Source organism: Streptomyces sp. HUAS ZL42 (genome assembly GCF_040782645.1).
Taxonomy (GTDB): Bacteria; Actinomycetota; Actinomycetes; order Streptomycetales; family Streptomycetaceae; genus Streptomyces.
This window is the reverse complement of the sequence record NZ_CP160403.1, coordinates 6740137-6754898: the sequence shown is the minus strand read 5'-3', so window position 1 is coordinate 6754898 and position 14762 is coordinate 6740137. Positions and strand designations below refer to the sequence as shown.

The 14762-nt window shown below is 66.7% G+C and carries 16 protein-coding genes and 1 pseudogene; 4 read left to right on the top strand and 13 right to left on the bottom strand.

Annotated elements, in window-relative coordinates; genetic code table 11:
• Positions 1 to 13: 13 nt before the first annotated feature.
• The 3 genes from araD to araB are packed head-to-tail and all read right to left on the bottom strand — an operon-like array spanning position 14 to position 4008.
• Positions 14 to 736 (bottom strand): L-ribulose-5-phosphate 4-epimerase AraD, encoded by a 723-nt coding sequence (gene araD, locus ABZO29_RS30775; protein WP_367323425.1) that lies wholly within the window; start codon positions 734 to 736, stop codon positions 14 to 16.
• A gap of 23 nt (positions 737 to 759) precedes the next feature.
• Complete coding sequence (gene araA / locus ABZO29_RS30770; RefSeq protein WP_367323424.1) at positions 760 to 2277, bottom strand: L-arabinose isomerase; 1518 nt, start codon at positions 2275 to 2277, stop codon at positions 760 to 762.
• 51 nt (positions 2278 to 2328) lie between these two features.
• The gene (gene araB, locus ABZO29_RS30765; protein ID WP_367323423.1) at positions 2329 to 4008 is read right to left on the bottom strand and encodes a ribulokinase; all 1680 of its coding nucleotides are present in this window, start codon (positions 4006 to 4008) and stop codon (positions 2329 to 2331) included.
• A 301-nt stretch (positions 4009 to 4309) separates the two neighbouring features.
• Here araB and ABZO29_RS30760 point away from each other — a divergent pair, with 301 nt between their 5' ends.
• Entirely contained in the window at positions 4310 to 6064 is a 1755-nt protein-coding gene (locus ABZO29_RS30760; RefSeq protein WP_367323422.1) for a histidinol-phosphate transaminase, read from the top strand.
• Positions 6065 to 6213: 149 nt separating this feature from the next.
• Here the strand turns inward: ABZO29_RS30760 and ABZO29_RS30755 are convergent, their stop codons facing one another.
• Positions 6214 to 6735 (bottom strand): ATP-binding protein, encoded by a 522-nt coding sequence (locus tag ABZO29_RS30755; protein ID WP_367323421.1) that lies wholly within the window; start codon positions 6733 to 6735, stop codon positions 6214 to 6216.
• Positions 6736 to 6862: 127 nt separating this feature from the next.
• Between ABZO29_RS30755 and ABZO29_RS30750 the strand changes: the two genes are divergently transcribed.
• Together ABZO29_RS30750 and ABZO29_RS30745 are read left to right on the top strand one after the other, a co-directional pair.
• Positions 6863 to 7705: a Scr1 family TA system antitoxin-like transcriptional regulator gene (locus ABZO29_RS30750; protein ID WP_367323420.1), complete on the top strand. Its 843-nt coding sequence runs from the start codon at positions 6863 to 6865 to the stop codon at positions 7703 to 7705.
• A complete protein-coding gene (locus ABZO29_RS30745) occupies positions 7702 to 7884 on the top strand; it encodes a DUF397 domain-containing protein (protein WP_367323419.1) in 183 nt (60 codons plus the stop codon). The genes ABZO29_RS30750 and ABZO29_RS30745 overlap by 4 nt, the downstream gene beginning before the upstream one ends.
• Before the next feature lie 344 nt (positions 7885 to 8228).
• Here the strand turns inward: ABZO29_RS30745 and ABZO29_RS30740 are convergent, their stop codons facing one another.
• The 4 genes from ABZO29_RS30740 to ABZO29_RS30725 form a co-directional block, all read right to left on the bottom strand.
• Positions 8229 to 8885, bottom strand: coding sequence for a DUF4360 domain-containing protein (locus ABZO29_RS30740; RefSeq protein WP_367323418.1), 657 nt, complete (start codon positions 8883 to 8885; stop codon positions 8229 to 8231).
• Between the two features lie 230 nt (positions 8886 to 9115).
• On the bottom strand, positions 9116 to 9853 hold the full coding sequence (locus tag ABZO29_RS30735) for a hypothetical protein (RefSeq protein ID WP_367323417.1): 738 nt from the start codon (positions 9851 to 9853) through the stop codon (positions 9116 to 9118).
• Positions 9854 to 9890: 37 nt separating this feature from the next.
• Complete coding sequence (locus ABZO29_RS30730) at positions 9891 to 10424, bottom strand: SMI1/KNR4 family protein (protein ID WP_367323416.1); 534 nt, start codon at positions 10422 to 10424, stop codon at positions 9891 to 9893.
• Positions 10425 to 10510: 86 nt separating this feature from the next.
• Positions 10511 to 11140: a hypothetical protein gene (locus tag ABZO29_RS30725; RefSeq protein ID WP_367323415.1), complete on the bottom strand. Its 630-nt coding sequence runs from the start codon at positions 11138 to 11140 to the stop codon at positions 10511 to 10513.
• 26 nt (positions 11141 to 11166) lie between these two features.
• Here ABZO29_RS30725 and ABZO29_RS30720 point away from each other — a divergent pair.
• Positions 11167 to 11274 (top strand): annotated as a pseudogene (locus tag ABZO29_RS30720) (transposase family protein); the annotation flags it as partial.
• 24 nt (positions 11275 to 11298) lie between these two features.
• Here the strand turns inward: ABZO29_RS30720 and ABZO29_RS30715 are convergent.
• The 5 genes from ABZO29_RS30715 to ABZO29_RS30695 all read right to left on the bottom strand — a co-directional run bounded on the left by ABZO29_RS30715 (position 11299) and on the right by ABZO29_RS30695 (position 14761).
• The gene (locus tag ABZO29_RS30715; protein ID WP_367323414.1) at positions 11299 to 11844 is read right to left on the bottom strand and encodes an SMI1/KNR4 family protein; all 546 of its coding nucleotides are present in this window, start codon (positions 11842 to 11844) and stop codon (positions 11299 to 11301) included.
• 13 nt (positions 11845 to 11857) lie between these two features.
• Positions 11858 to 12364 carry a hypothetical protein gene (locus ABZO29_RS30710; RefSeq protein WP_367323413.1) on the bottom strand — a complete coding sequence of 169 codons (507 nt, stop codon included), beginning with the start codon at positions 12362 to 12364 and terminating at the stop codon, positions 11858 to 11860.
• 235 nt (positions 12365 to 12599) lie between these two features.
• On the bottom strand, positions 12600 to 13121 hold the full coding sequence (locus ABZO29_RS30705) for an SMI1/KNR4 family protein (RefSeq protein WP_367323412.1): 522 nt from the start codon (positions 13119 to 13121) through the stop codon (positions 12600 to 12602).
• 248 nt (positions 13122 to 13369) lie between these two features.
• Complete coding sequence (locus ABZO29_RS30700; protein WP_367323411.1) at positions 13370 to 13852, bottom strand: SMI1/KNR4 family protein; 483 nt, start codon at positions 13850 to 13852, stop codon at positions 13370 to 13372.
• Positions 13853 to 14236: 384 nt separating this feature from the next.
• Positions 14237 to 14761: an SMI1/KNR4 family protein gene (locus ABZO29_RS30695; RefSeq protein ID WP_367323410.1), complete on the bottom strand. Its 525-nt coding sequence runs from the start codon at positions 14759 to 14761 to the stop codon at positions 14237 to 14239.
• Between the last annotated feature and the right edge of the window lies 1 nt (position 14762).

Sequence of the window (14762 nt, the reverse complement as noted above, 5' to 3'; positions counted from 1 at the left end):
CCCTTACACGTGATCAGCGGTTCGTCATCTCCGGATTGCCGTAGTAGGCGTCCGGGCCGTGTTTACGGGTGTAGTGGCGGTCGAGGAGGTGGCGAGGGGGCGGGCCGGTGGGTGCCAGCGCCATGGTGTGGATCGCCATCTCCGCGACGGCTTCGCAGATGATGGCGTGTTCCAGGGACTTGCGGGCGGTGGCACCCCAGGTGAACGGCCCGTGGTTGGCGACCAGCGCGCCGGGGACCTCGGCCGCCTTGTCGTCGTCGCGTCGGAGCATGTCGACGATGACCTGGCCGGTGTTGTACTCGTAGTTCTTCGCGCACTGGTCCGCGGTCAGGTCCGGAGTGCACGGGACGGGGCCGTTGAAGGTGTCGGCGTGTGTGGTGCCGAACACGGGAATCTCCCGGCGGGCCTGGGCGAAGGCCACCGCGTGGGTGGAGTGGGTGTGGGTCACGCCGCCGACGGACGGGAACGCCAGGTACAGGCAGCGGTGGGTCTCGGTGTCGGTGGAGGGCCGCAGGTCGCCGTCGACCACGGCTCCGTCCGAGAGGCGTACCGTCACCAGATGCTCCAGGGCCAGGTCCTCGTACGGCACTCCGGAGGGCTTGATGACGAAGACGCCCGCCTCCCGGTCGACCCCGCTCACATTGCCCCAGGTGAGGGTGGCGAGCCCGGCCACGGGGATGGCCAGGTTCGCCTCCAGTACCTCCTGCCGCAGGCCGTCCCGCACACGTACGCTCATCGGCTGTCTCGTCCTCTCGTGTGTCACAGGGCCTGAGCGAGGCGGTGGTAGGCGGCGTTCCACCTGATTTCCTTGGCGAACTGGTTCACCGTGGTGTTCTCGTCGATGGTGAGCAGTTCCACCTCGGTCATGGTCGCGTAGTCGGTCAGCGTCTCGACGTCGACGGCCGAGCTGAGCACGGTGTGGTGGGGGGCGCCGGCCAGCAGCCAGCTCTCGGCCGACTCGGCCAGCGAGGGTCGCGGCTCCCACACGGCCCGGGCCACCGGCAGGTTGGGCAGCGGCTCGTCGGGGGCGACGACGTCGACGACGTTGGCGGTCAGCCGGAACCGGTCGCCCAGGTCGGAGAGGCCGACGACCACGGCGGGGCCGGGGGCGGCGTCGAAGACCAGCCGGACCGGGTCCTCCCGGCCGCCGATGCCCAGCGGGTGGATCTCGCAGCTGGGGCGGTCGGCCGCGATGGAGGGGCAGACCTCCAGCATGTGCGCGCCCAGGATGCGCGGGGTGCCCGGGCCGAGGTGGTAGGTGTAGTCCTCCATGAAGCTGGTGCCGCCGGCCTGTCCGTGGCCCATGACCTTCAGCGTGCGCAGCAGCGCGGAGGTCTTCCAGTCGCCCTCGCCGCCGAATCCGTAGCCGTCGGCCATGAGCCGCTGGACGGCCAGGCCGGGCAGCTGACGCAGTCCGCCCAGGTCCTCGAAGTTGGTGGTGAAGGCGGTGAAACCGCCGTCGGTGAGGAAGGCGCGCAGGCCGAGTTCGATACGGGCCGCGTACAGCAGTGAGTCATGGCGGGCGCCGTCCGGACGCAGTTCCGCGGCCAGGTCGTACAGTTCCCCGTACTCGCCGGCGAGTTCGGCGGCCTCCTTGTCGGTGACGCTGTCCACGACGGCCACCAGGTCGTTGACCCCGTAGGTGTTCACGGAGAACCCGAAGCGCAGCTCCGCCTCGACCTTGTCCCCCTCGGTCACCGCGACATCGCGCATGTTGTCGCCGAACCGCGCGAGGCGCAGGGTGCGCGCGGCCTGACGGCCGGCCGCGGCGCGCGACCAGGCCGCTATTCGCCCGACGACCCTGGGGTCGGTGGCGTGACCGGCGACGATCTTGCGGACCACACCCAGCCGGGACTCGATGTGGGCGAATTCCCGGTCGCCGTGGGCGGCCTGGTTGAGGTTCATGAAGTCCATGTCGATGCTCGACCAGGGCAGCGACTGGTTGAACTGGGTGTGCAGATGCAGCACGGGCCGGTCCAGGACGCTGAGCCCGGCGATCCACATCTTGGCCGGGGAGAAGGTGTGCATCCACACGATCAGGCCTGTGCAGGTGTCGGAGGAGTTGGCCTCCTGGCACAGCCGCCGGATCGAGTCGGCGTCGGTGAGGACCGGCTTCCACACGATCCGCGCGCGGATCTCCGAGGCGGAGCCGAGGATCTCGGCGATCTGGCGGGACTGGTCGGCAACCTGGCGCAGGGTGTCCTCGCCGTACAGGCCCTGGCTGCCGGTGATGAACCAGATCTCCTGGTCCTGGGACGTCTCGGTCGGGTTGGTCATGGTGCGTTCCTTTCGGGCGGGTAGCGGTGATTGGCGGTGCCGCGTGCCCGCTCAGGCGGACGCTTCGGCGCGGATGCGGCGCAGGCGGTGCATGACCTCGTTGGCGCCGCGGCCGAAGTAGTCGTGCAGCTGCTGGTATTCGGCGTACAGGCGGTCGTAGGACGCGGCCCGCTCCGGGTCGGGCTGGTAGACGCCCCGGTGGACCTGGCCCATGGCGTTCGCGGCGGCATTGATGTCCGCGTACGCGCCGGCCGCGACCGCGGCGTGCATGGCCGAGCCGAGAGCCGGACCCTGTGCGGAGGCGATGACGCTCAGCGGACGGCGGGTGACGTCGGCGTAGATCTGCATCAGCAGCGCGTTCTTGGTCAGGCCACCCGCGATGATCAGCTCCTGCACCGGCACGCCCGCGGTCTCGAACGCCTCGATGATGGTGCGGGTGCCGAAGGCGGTGGCCTCCAGCAGAGCCCGGTAGATCTCCTCGGGCCGGGTGGAGAGCGTCAGCCCCACCAGCACACCGCTGAGGTCGTGGTCGACCAGGACGGACCGGTTGCCGCTGTGCCAGTCCAGAGCGATCAGGCCGTGCTCGCCGATGTTCTGCTCCGCCGCGAGGGCGGTCAGGTACTCGTGCGCTCCCAGTCCCTGCGCGGCGGCCCGCTCGGCGTACTCGGCGGGGAAACCGTTCTTCACGAACCAGCCGAAGATGTCACCGACGCCGCTCTGCCCGGCCTCGTAGCCCCACAGCCCCGGCAGGATGCCGCCCTCGACCACACCGCACATGCCGGGCACCACGCCCTGCTTGTCCGAGCTCATCACATGGCAGGTGGAGGTGCCCATGATGGCGACCATCTGGCCCGGCTCCACCGCGGTCGCCGCGGGCGCCGTCACATGGGCGTCGACGTTGCCCACGCAGACCGCGATCCCCTCGGGCAGACCGGTCCACGCGGCGGCCTGAGCGGTCAGCCGTCCGGCCTGCGCCCCCAGCTGACCGATCTCGTGCTCCAGCTTGTCGGTCACGAACCCGGCGAAGTCCGGGTTCAGCGCCGCGAGGTAGTCGGGAGACGGGTAGGCGCCGTCCTGGAGCTGGCCCTTGTAGCCGGCGGTGCAGGCGTTGCGCACGTAGGTACCGCACAGTTGCCACACGATCCAGTCGGCGGCCTCCACCCAGTGGTCCATCCGCCGGTAGATCTCCGGGTCCTCCTCCAGGAGCTGAAGCCCCTTGGCGAACTCCCACTCCGAGGAGATCTTGCCGCCGTACCGCTCCAGCCACGCCTCCTCGCGCTCGGCGGCCAGCTCCGTGATCCGGTCGGCCTGGGCCTGGGCGGCATGGTGCTTCCACAGCTTGACGTAGGCGTGCGGACGGCCGGTGAGGTCGGGCAGCTCGCACAGCGGCGTGCCGTCGGCGAGGACCGGCACCATAGTGCAGGCGGTGAAGTCCGTACCGATGCCGATCACTTGCTCCGGCCGCACGCCGGCCTGCGCCAGCGCCTCGGGCACCGCGAGGCGCAGGACGTCGATGTAGTCGGCGGGCACCTGCAGCGCCCAGTCGGGCGGCAGCGGCGTGCCGTCGGGCAGTTCCCGGTCCAGGACAGCGTGCGTGTACGCGTGCTCCGCGGTGCCCAGCTCCGCGCCGTCACGGACCCGTACCACCACGGCCCGCCCCGACAGCGTGCCGAAGTCGACCCCCACGGCGCAGAGATCGAGGTCGTTTCGCTCATCGTGCTCGACGCTCATGAACCGGCCCCACCCTTCATTGTTCGAAATATCGACCATTGTTCGAAACCCAGATGGGATGAGTATAGGGAGCGCCTCCCCTCAGGCATACAGGTGCGTACCGCCAGGACCAGGGGAAGCCGCGAGAAGATCGGGCCGACCCCGCTCCACAGGCGGCTCACAGGTCCGCTCCGGTTTCCCAGCGGTTGAACAGCGCCGCCCCGGCACCCGTATACAGGGACGGCCCGCGCTCCCCCGCGCGGGCCACCCACAGACGACGGGCCCGGCCGTCCCCAGCGGGTCCGCCTCATACGGAGGTTCCATGGCCGACAACGTCACCTCGCTGTTCCGCAGCACCGCGGCGCACAGCCCGTCGATGGCGGCGCTGACGCGGGAGGGCGGCGACGGAGCCGGTCCGATCGACTTCTGTATCCCCTGCAACCCGTACTTCCCCACCCCGGCCATGTTCGACGAGATGGGGGCCAGGCTCCGGGACATCATCACGTACTACCCGAGCAGCGCCGACACGATCACCGCGGAGCTCTGCAGCCTGCTCCAGCTGCCTCCGCAGTGCGTGGCGATGGGCAACGGCTCGACGGAGCTCATCACCTGGATCGACCACCTGCTGGTGCGGGAGTCGCTCGCCATTCCCGTGCCCACCTTCGGCCGCTGGACCGACCAGCCGATGGAGACCGGCAAGCGGGTCGACATGTTCCCGCTGCAGGAGTCCAGCGGCTTCGCCCTGGACCTCGCGCAGTACGCCGAGTTCATCCGCGCCCGGGGGACCCGGGTCGCCGTCATATGCAACCCGAACAACCCCGACGGCGGCTTCCTGCACAAGCACGCCATCGTGCAGTTCATGGACGCGATGGCGGACCTGGACCTGGTGGTGATCGACGAGTCGTTCCTGGAGTTCGCGGACGCGGAGGCGGAACCGAGCGTGGTCCAGGAGGCGATGCTGCGACCGAACGTGGTCGTGCTGCGCAGCCTCGGCAAGAACTTCGGCCTGCACGGCATACGCTTCGGCTACCTGGTCGCGAACCCCTCCCTGGCCGGCCGGGTCCGCTCGATGCTTCCGAAGTGGAACCTCAACTCCTTCGCGGAACACGTGGTGTTCATGCTGAAGGAGCACGGACCGGAGTACGCGCAGAGCCTTCAGCAGGTGCGCCGCGACCGGCTGGACATGGCGAGCCAGCTCTCCGCACTCCCCGGCCTGACGGTCTACCCGTCCCAGGGCAACTTCCTCTTCGTGCGCCTCCCCGTGGGCGCCGAAGGCACCGTGGTCCGGGACCGGATGCTGACCGAGCACCGGATCCTGGTCCGCGAGTGCGGCAACAAGATCGGTTCATCCAGCCGCTTCCTGCGACTCGTGGTGCGCCCCCAGACGGACGTGCGTCGCCTGGTGTCCGGATTGGAACAGGTGCTCTACGGGACCAGGAGCGGAGCCGCCGTGCCCGAGCTGGGCACCGGGACCAGCTACAGCTCGGGCACGGCGGCCGTGGACCGGTTGGTCAGCGCCACCAACGGGGCCGGCATGCAGGGCCTTGCCGCTCAGGCCGTCGGCGCCGGTGCCGCGGGGTTCGCAGCCGCCCCGGCCGCCGGCGCCGGCATGCCGATGCCCGCGGCGGCGCAGCCCGGCCAGTCCAACGGGGCCGGGATGCCGATGCCGGCCGCGGCCCAGATCTTCCCCCAGTCTGCGCCCGCTCCGGCACCTGTCCCGGCCCCTGCTCCGGCGCCCGTTCCGGCGCCGTTCCCCGCAATGGCCCCGGCCGCGACGATGGCTCCCGCGGCGGCGATGGCTCCGGCTGCGGCGATGGCTCCGGCTGCGGCGATGGCTCCCGCCCCGGCCATGGCTCCGGCTGCGGCAATGGCCCCCGCCCAGGGGATGGGACCGGCCGCGGCGATGGGACCGGCCGCGCAGACGGCTGCCGGTCCCACCCCGCCCGGCGTCCCGGCCCGCGGCGGCCTCACCGCCGCCCAGGTCAGGGGCACCAACGGCCTGACCCCCGCCCCGGCGACGGGCTGGCCCAACGCCCAGAGCTGGCCGAACGCGGCCGGGATGGGACAGGTGGGTTAACCCGTCACACCGGACTGAGCTTCGACTGCTGGCAGTTGTTGTTCAGCCACGACCACTGCCGTACGTCGGCCGAGTCCGCCGTGGAGCAGTTCGCGACCTCACCCTCACCGCCCTGGGCAGCTCGGCCTCCGCCGGCTATGCCGGCACGCTCACTCTGGGCGTGGAGCAGAGCTGACGTAACTCCCGTCCATCGCGGGGTGGCTTTTCCTGATCAGGGAGAGCCACCCCGGCAGGTCGACCTCGGCCCGCACGGTCTTGCCGGGCGGCGGGTCGCGGTCGACCATCTCCCACCGGCTCGCGAGCGAGTCGACGAGGGCGAGACCCCGGCCGGCTTCCGCCAGCGGGTGGGGCGGGCGTACGGCGTCGGGGGTGGGCGGACGCGGCTCGGAACGGGTGTCGGTGACCTCGACACGGACGCTTCCCGTGACGAGGGCCAGCCGCAGCTCGAAGTCCCGCCCCTGGACGCGGCCATGGGTCACGGCATTGGCGGCCAGCTCGGCGACGATCACGGCGACGGCGTCGGAGGCGTCGCTGCCGTGGGGGATGCCCCAGCTGTGCAGTTGGGTGAGAGCGAGATGCCGGGCGAGGCGGGCGCCACGGGGAGTGGCGCTGAGACGCCGGGTGAACGTACGTACGGTAATCGGGGGTTGGGGGGCGCGGGCTTCTGTCACGGGTCCAATCTGGCGTTCCGGGACGGCACTTCACCAGGTCGTCGCCGCGTACGCTGCCGCTCCGTACGCGGTCACGGACTGGACAGTACCGGTGACTGGCCGTGACCATGGCCCGCGGGAGGTGACCATGGTGGTCGACGGGCTGGTGGGTACGGGCGGCGGCGAACCGGAGTCCTCGGACAGTCTGCGGACGTTCGGCGCGGTGGTCCAGGCGTTGCGCGAACACGCGGGACTGAGCCGGGAGGACTTCGCGGAGCAGGTGCGGTACTCCAAACACACGGTGGCTTCAGTGGAGTTGGGGAGGCGAATGCCGGACCAGGCGTTCGTGGGGCGGGCGGAGGAGGTGCTGGGAAACACGGGGGTGCTGCGGAGGGCTGCACAGCATTTGGCTCGGCAGCCGGGGTTGGCGGCGTGGTTTCGGCAGTGGGCGCGGCTGGAGGGGGTCGCGATCACGCTGTACACATACGAATGTCGGTTGATTCCGGGCTTGTTGCAGACCGAGGCGTACGCCCGGCAGCTGTTCGACGATGAGCTGCCTCCGCTGAAGGACGAGCAGATCGAGGCCCAGTGGGAGGCGCGGGCCGAGCGCCAGCGGCTGCTGCGGGAACGCCCGAACACCGCGTTCAGCTTCATCATCGAAGAGCAGCTGCTCCTGCGGCGCACGGGCGGGACAGAGGTGACGCGGGAACTCGTCGATCACCTACTGCGGGTGTCCGAGCTGCGGAATGTCGAGATCCAGATCATGCCGCTGGTGCGGGAGTCGCACGCGGGGTTGCACGGCCCCGTCCGGCTGCTGGAAACGCCGGAGAACAAGTGGTTCGCGTACAACGAAGGCCAGCTCAGTGGCCAGTTGATCGCCGACCGGAAAGTGGTCAGTGTGCTCCAGGGCCGGTATGCCAGGATGCGTTCACAGGCTCTCACCATCCCGGACTCCGTGAGCCTGCTGCAGCGGATGCGAGGAAACCTATGAGTTCCACCGAACTGGCCTGGTTCAAGAGCAGCTACAGCAGCGGCTCCGGCGACGATTGCGTCGAGGTCGCCCTGACCCCCGCCACCATCCACGTCCGCGACTCAAAGGACAAACAAGGCCCCTACCTCACCCTCTCCCCCACCACCTGGGCCGACTTCCTCACATACGCCACGAAGTGACCCGGCGCCCCTAACCCCCGCGAATCGCAGCGAGGAGTTCGAGGACGCCGACGGCTCGACGGCCGTAGAGCAGAGCGAGGATGACGACGACGCCGACACCCCCGATCGCGTAGACGTTTCCGCCCCGTTGGACCGGACCCGCGCCTCGGACCGCTCCCGCATCCGTCGGATCACCGGCGGCCTTCGGACCGACGCCAGATGCCGGAGACCCGTACACCATGAACCGTGCGCAGCCGGTCCCGCACTCGGCCGACCCCGCTCTCGCGTCGTAGTACCTACCGGGCCTCCGATCATGACAGTCGACCGGAGGCACCGGCGTCAGGAGAAGTACGTAACAGAGGGCCTTACTTGCCCGGACACGTCTTCCAGGCCATGTGGTACACCGTGCTGATGTCCCCGTCGGTCGAGTCCATCGTCATGAAGCTGACCTTGCTCGGCGACGAGGTGCCCGCGTTCACCCGCAGCTCGGTGTTGATGTTGAAGTTGCGCTGGACGCCGCAGGGTGCCCAGACGAGCTGGGCCCAATCCGTGGTGTCGGTGGCCTGCCAGTTGTCGTTGTAGGGCCCGCTGAAGGGGTGGTTCTTGAAGGCCGTCTGCGACGAACCCTGGAAGTAGTACGACGCTCTCTGCATGCCGCTCGCGCCGGACTGGAGTGCGGCGAAGCCTCGGTAGTCCGCGCTGGCGATGGCGTACGTGAAGCCCTGCGGGACATGGACGACCAGGTTGAGCTGGCAGTTCTTGCGGAACGCGGTGGGGTCGGAGTTGCCGCCGACCTGCGCGAGGTACTCGCTGTACGTCACCGTGAAGGCGGTGTTGTCCTCGGAGACGGCGACGGCCGTCGTGCCCTGGGGGCAGCCGGAGCCGTTCACCGTGGCGACCTTGATGATGATCTTGTCCGGGGGCGGGTCGTCGAACGCGTCGGCCGGGGCCGAGTGCGCGGGTAACGCGGTGGCGAGGAGAGCGGCGAGCGCGCCGCCGCTCAGCAGGAGTCCACGAGCCATGGTCTCTCCTAGATGTTGGGGGGTGGCTGCGCCCCCAACCTTTGAAGAAACCATGAGGATCCTGTGAAGGCCGGAGGCGAACGCATCGTAGGAAGCCTCCTGGGACCCCGGCCAGGTAGAACTCCGGCCATTCACCCCGGCCCATTCACACACCCGCTCAGACTTGCCCCAACTCGCTTGGAATCAATGGACGTTGACCGTTACGTCCCCAGCTCCCGAACAGTCGCGCTTCAAGGGCGCGTCACGGAACAATAGAGCCGGTGGCCTCGTTCGGCGGCCCTGAGGGCAAGATCCGCCAGTTCCCGGAGGTGACCGATGGCTGCGTCCTCACCGATGTCGCCGCCGTCGATCAGGCGCAGCCGCGCCCACTTCCGGGCCACCTCGTCCACCTGCGTTCCGGCCGCCGTCACAAGCGAGCTGAACAGCCGCTCCGAGAGCACGATGACATGGCGGCCGTCACCGGTGGGTTCCGTAAGGCGGCGGGGTTCGCCGACCTTGATGAGTTGGCGGGGAGGTATCCCGGTGAAGATGCTCTCCCACTCGATGACGCATCTTTCCGGTGCATAGCCGCCGCCTTGCAGCGTCTCGAGGTCATCACGCGCCCCCTCACTCATCACCGATGCAGCTGACGCGTCATCCGGCGCCATGAAGAACTCGAAGACGAAACGGTCGTCCCGGTCGTTCTCCAGCGCCGGCACCCGCCAGGTCTCCGGCCACGGATTCACCAGCCGGCCGTCTCGGATCGCCTGGCGGGATTCGTAGGTGTTGCGGTACTGCAGCGGAATCACGGTCAGCGGCAGCGGTTCGCCGGTCGAGATGGATCGCGCCTTCACGGGGTGCACCCACGATCTGGGGCCTGGACCATGAGCAATCCACTGCGGAAGCGGCACCCAGACATCCCCGAAGGGGTGCGCGATCAGAACGAGGATGTCGTCGAGGTCGACGCTCGCTCCCGCTGCCTCAGGCATGTTCTCCACGGTACAGCGGGACTCAACGGAGAGATCGCTACTCGTCCCGCCAATTGAGGTAGTGATGCTTCCCCGCCTCAAGAGAGCTACTGAACGGGTCTATTGAGCCGGCCAGAACAGCCGTCAGGAACTCGGCCATACCGCCGTCGAAAACGATCCAGCGACTCGTGCCATGGAACGACTGCCGCCTGAAGACGGCCACTTTCCAGTCGTCCGGGGACCCCACACACATCCAGAAGACGACGTCACTGCTTGCAGTACTCCCGAATGGCAGCAGCCGGGGCGACATGTCATCTGGAAACCAGGCGGCCAGTTCGGCACGAGTCTCAGGGGGAAGGGCCGGGTCCGTCCCGTCCAGCAGATCGCCGTAGGGGGAGCCCGGAACTGGCGGCGTGCTGACGGACAGGTACTCGTCGAGCTCTCCGCCGCCGTAGATCTCGACGAATTCCCGATAGTCCGCCGGAAGCCTCAAGGAAGCTGCATCAGACAGCGCGTCCCAGTCGAGAGCGTCACCGCCGGACAAGGGTGGCGGCAGCAACTGCCGGAGACGAGCGATCGCGGGGTGGGACATTGTGGTTCCTTCATTCTTGGTTGGACCCGACCTGTTCAGCCCTCGAAGCGTTCAGGTCGGGAGGCCAGGAGGCGACGAGAAGGTCACTATGGTCGGCCCACATCGTCGAAGGGGTCCATCGACTCCTCCGTCCACGGGTCGACACCCGCGTCGAGACACCGCTCTTCCTCCCTGAAGTTCAGGAAACGTGCGGTGCCCCGGCGCCACAGCGTGGCAAGGCTGAGGGGGCATTCAGGGAAATCGCCACGCAACAGCCTCACGAGGAAGTCCGTCATTCCGCAGTCGTGGATCTTCCAACCGCCACCTTGCCTCTCCCAAACCGCAACCGGCCAGCGGTTCGAGTCGGGATCCGAGGTCACCCAGCACAGGGCATCCGCCCCGTTTGTCTGCCCCCAGACGAGCATGTCCACCAGCCGATACTTCGAGTTGGCTCCAGCAGCCTGCCAGTCGCTCATCACCTCCGCTCGCAGAGCGTCATCCGGCAGGCGCCCCACCGTCAGGGGTGCGGCCGAGTTCCCCGGGCGCGGGACAGACACAAAAAGGCTGTCCTCGAAGGATCCCGCCCCGAATGTCGCGACGAACGCCCGGTAGTCACCTGGGAACGAAGCCACGCCGAGTTCGGCCGCTGCGGCGTCCCAGTCGACCACATCGCCAGCCTCCCCTTCCTCTCGGAGCAGGGAGACGATGTCTCTCAACTGTCTCAGTGTGTCGTTCACGGTGCGCTCAAATCACGGGGGACACCCCCTGGAGCCTGCCCCTCCAGGACCGTGCCTTGCTGGTTGTGCCCTACTGGCGAACCAACTTGACGACGCGGCAGCTCGCTCCATTCTTCGGGATCTCCAAGTCCGCGGTCGGCCGCAACACCGGCCATCCGTCATGGCTCCACCGTGCCAACCGGCTGGAACGACGGCTCTCCATCGAGCACCGGAACATGCAGCTCCTCGCAAAGGGCAGACCACAGGAAATCCGTGAACGACATCGCCACCGGAATCCACTGACCCATGTCGAGGACTACGGACCAGTCACTTTCACCACTCTTCGGAGGGGCGAGCAGCACTTGATTTCCCGATGTCGATCGAGCAACTGGAATACATCCGCCGGGCGTTGGATAGATTGGATAGGGATAATAGTCGGGAGCATTTCGCGAAAGCTCCGAGTGCGCATATGAAGCCTGCTCCCACAGCGACTCGAGACGCAGCCCTTCGCTCCCACCCGCTGCCTTTGGGTGAAACACGTAGAGCTGGTCGTTCACACATCCGGGCCCGTAGGCCGTAACGAACTGCTTGTAGTCAGCTGGGAACGTCACGCCAGATCGCGCCTCAAGAGCCTGCCAGTCGCGGCCCACATCACCATTTACCAGCGGACGCCCCAAAAATTGCCGAAATCGAGAAATTTGCACCTCACGGCCTTTCAGAAGCATGCACTAATCGACATCAACTAGACTCAAACCAATGAGATTCAGGCCATTCCGGCATCCAGTCCACTGCACGGTTACCCTTGAAAACTCCAACCAGCCAGTCGGCAAGGGTGTCATCGGACTCATACCAGTCCCCCCAGTTTCTCCGAAAAGCAGAAACTGTCCATCTACCGCTTCCTCGATCCTCCAGGAAGAATTTATCCCCTTCAATTGTGTGGCCCCAATGAAGCATGCCCCCAGCGTCAGGGAGCACCGCCCTGGGGATAGCAGGGTGCCCATCCCGTACGAAATCACTCATCCATGCGCTCTTTTCGGCCATGAACTTAGGACCGAAGATGAAGATGAAATCAGAGACCATCACATCACCGTAGAGCGAACAAACATCCTTCACTTCCGCAGGCAGTGAGACACCAAAGGAATTCTCTACCTCCTCGAACGTTCCCACAGGCCCCCTGGGAGGCAAACCCAACACGTTCTTCAACTGTCCTACTGACGACATTTCACCCTCCAGCTTCAAAATCACGCACCGAGACGGCGGTCGGCTCATCCGCGATAGTTGGGGCTCCATTCGTTCGGATCCACAACAGCGCGCTGAGACGGTCTGGGTCGTGGACGGTCACTGCGAGAGAGTGGCCCCCGTTCATGTGGAGCGAACGACCAGCGACTCTGGCGCTCGGCGCGCTATTCGGCGAAGCTCATGAGCAAGACACCAAGGGATTTCTCCCAGCTGGTTCAGCGTTTGACCTTGCGGAGCCAAGTCACACGAGGGGACTTCCCGACCTCGACCGCCATCGCGGGTCTCCGGTCGGCCACCCTCGAGGAAAGCGGCGCTCCCTCACCAGCAGGCGCAAAAACTCAGCAACCCCTCCGTTGATCACCAGAAATTCTGGACACTGACGGAAAGCGACAGCAACGTTCCAACGATCACCGGTCGCATCGGGCACCAGGAGACAGACGTCACCATTCCAGTCATGATAGGCCCAGGGGATCACCCGCTCCCACGCAGACACCACACTTGAGGGAACGTCATCCACATCCTCGTACGCGTCATGCAAGTCCCTCCGCTCCTCCTGCATGAACTTCAATAGCTGCTTGGTGCCCGCCGGATGGGGAACGAAGAGGTGTCCGAAAAGAATGCCATCATCGAATCCATCCACGAGCTCCTTGTAATCCGTCGGCAGCTCATGCCCGAGCCAGCCCTCCACTGCCTGCCACGCCTCCGCCGATGCAGGGCGAAAGCGTTCCCGCTCTCCGAGCAGTGACTCCACGGAAAGAATCACCTTTGTCTCCTCCCGCCAGGAACCCAGCCCGGGACTACCTGACTCTTCTCGGACTCACTGCCGACCTGTTTGCTGGAATGCCTCGTCCACCATCACGGGCCATTCGTCGGGGTGACTCCCCGGGCACCCCCCAATGTGCAAGAAGAAACTCCGTAGCCTCGCATAGGAACGAAGCTCCTTCCCGCCTGTCAGACCCACTCCAGGATGTCATTCGAAGAGTTGCCTCGGACTGTAGGAGAGCGGATCCGTCACGTAGGCGAGGAGTCACGAAAGGTGTGGAAGAACATGTTGTCTCCCGCGCCGGTCCACCAGAAGCGTTCCGCGGCATCGTCACCGTGGTGCAGCATCAGGACGCCCGCGGATCCCTCTGCGTTGACGAAGACAGGGAAGACATGCGTCTCCTCCGGCAACCCAACCTCGTCCAGTGGCCCGCTCTCCAGGACGATGTCACGGAACATCGAAGCCAGTGCGCTCCGCTCCGGGCTCCCCCAGTCACGACACCCCAGGAGCGGCATCGTGTATTGGAATCCGTCCAACCCGTCCGTCAGGGACAGAAAGCTCCGATACGCCGGATCCAGCGGCTGGCCGGCCAGGGCTTCCAGAGCCCCGATCTGCGCGGGCGTCGCCGGGGGCCTGAGCCCGGGCATTGCCTCAGGGCTCAAGGGCGAAGAGGCAAGGTATTCGCGCGCCCTCGCGCGCATCAGTTCGCCAACGAGCATCCACATTTCCATGGTGTTCTCCTCGGGCTCGCATCAAGGCCGGCTGATTTCACAGATGCCGTACTGACCGCGCGACACCAACCCGGTGACCCTTGCGGTCGTGTACGTGCTGGGATCCCCGCTCACGCACGCGCAGCAGAAGCCGGTTGGCTGATACCCGACCGCATACCTGACCTAACGCTGTAGCGGCGCCGCCGCACGAGCCCAAGGCTTCGCACATCGGGAGTTGATCTCCAGCTAGCGGGGCCGGGTCCGCCGATGCCGACAGGTTCGAGCAGACGAAGTCGTCCATCCCGTTCGTGAGGGATAGGAACTCACGGTAGTACCGCTGTAGTTCCTTTCCCCTGGGTGCACGCCGAGTGCCGCGATCTTCTCGGCCGAGGAAAATGACCCAGATTAGTCCACGTATTCCCTCGGCGAGTATGAGCGCGGATCAATGGCATAGCCGAGCACATCTCCGAACGTGTCGAAGAAGGAGCTGCTGCCTTCGCCGATCCACCAGAACCGCTCGGGAAGCACATCGGAATTATCAAGCATGAAGATGGCTTGGGCCCGGTCAGCGTTGATCGAGACAGGAAACAACGCAATGTCCGCCGGGAGTCCGACGTCCCCGGCGGTGCCGTCTTCTCGAACACCATCCAGGAATGCGAGTCCCGCACTCGCACGACTGCCCTCGTCCCAGTTGTGACATCCGAAGAGCGGCATGGTCAGGTAGAACCCGTCCATTCCGTCCGTCAAGGAAAGGAACTCCCGGTAGCCCGGCGCGAGTTGCTGGCCGGCTCGTCGTTCAAGGACGGCAATCTGCGCCGCGGTCGCCGGAGGGTAGAGCCGTGGGATCGGGAAGAGTACCTCGGGCGCATCGGCGAGGTACTCCATGATGTTCTTGTTCATCAACTGGCCAACCAACTGACGGATTTCCACG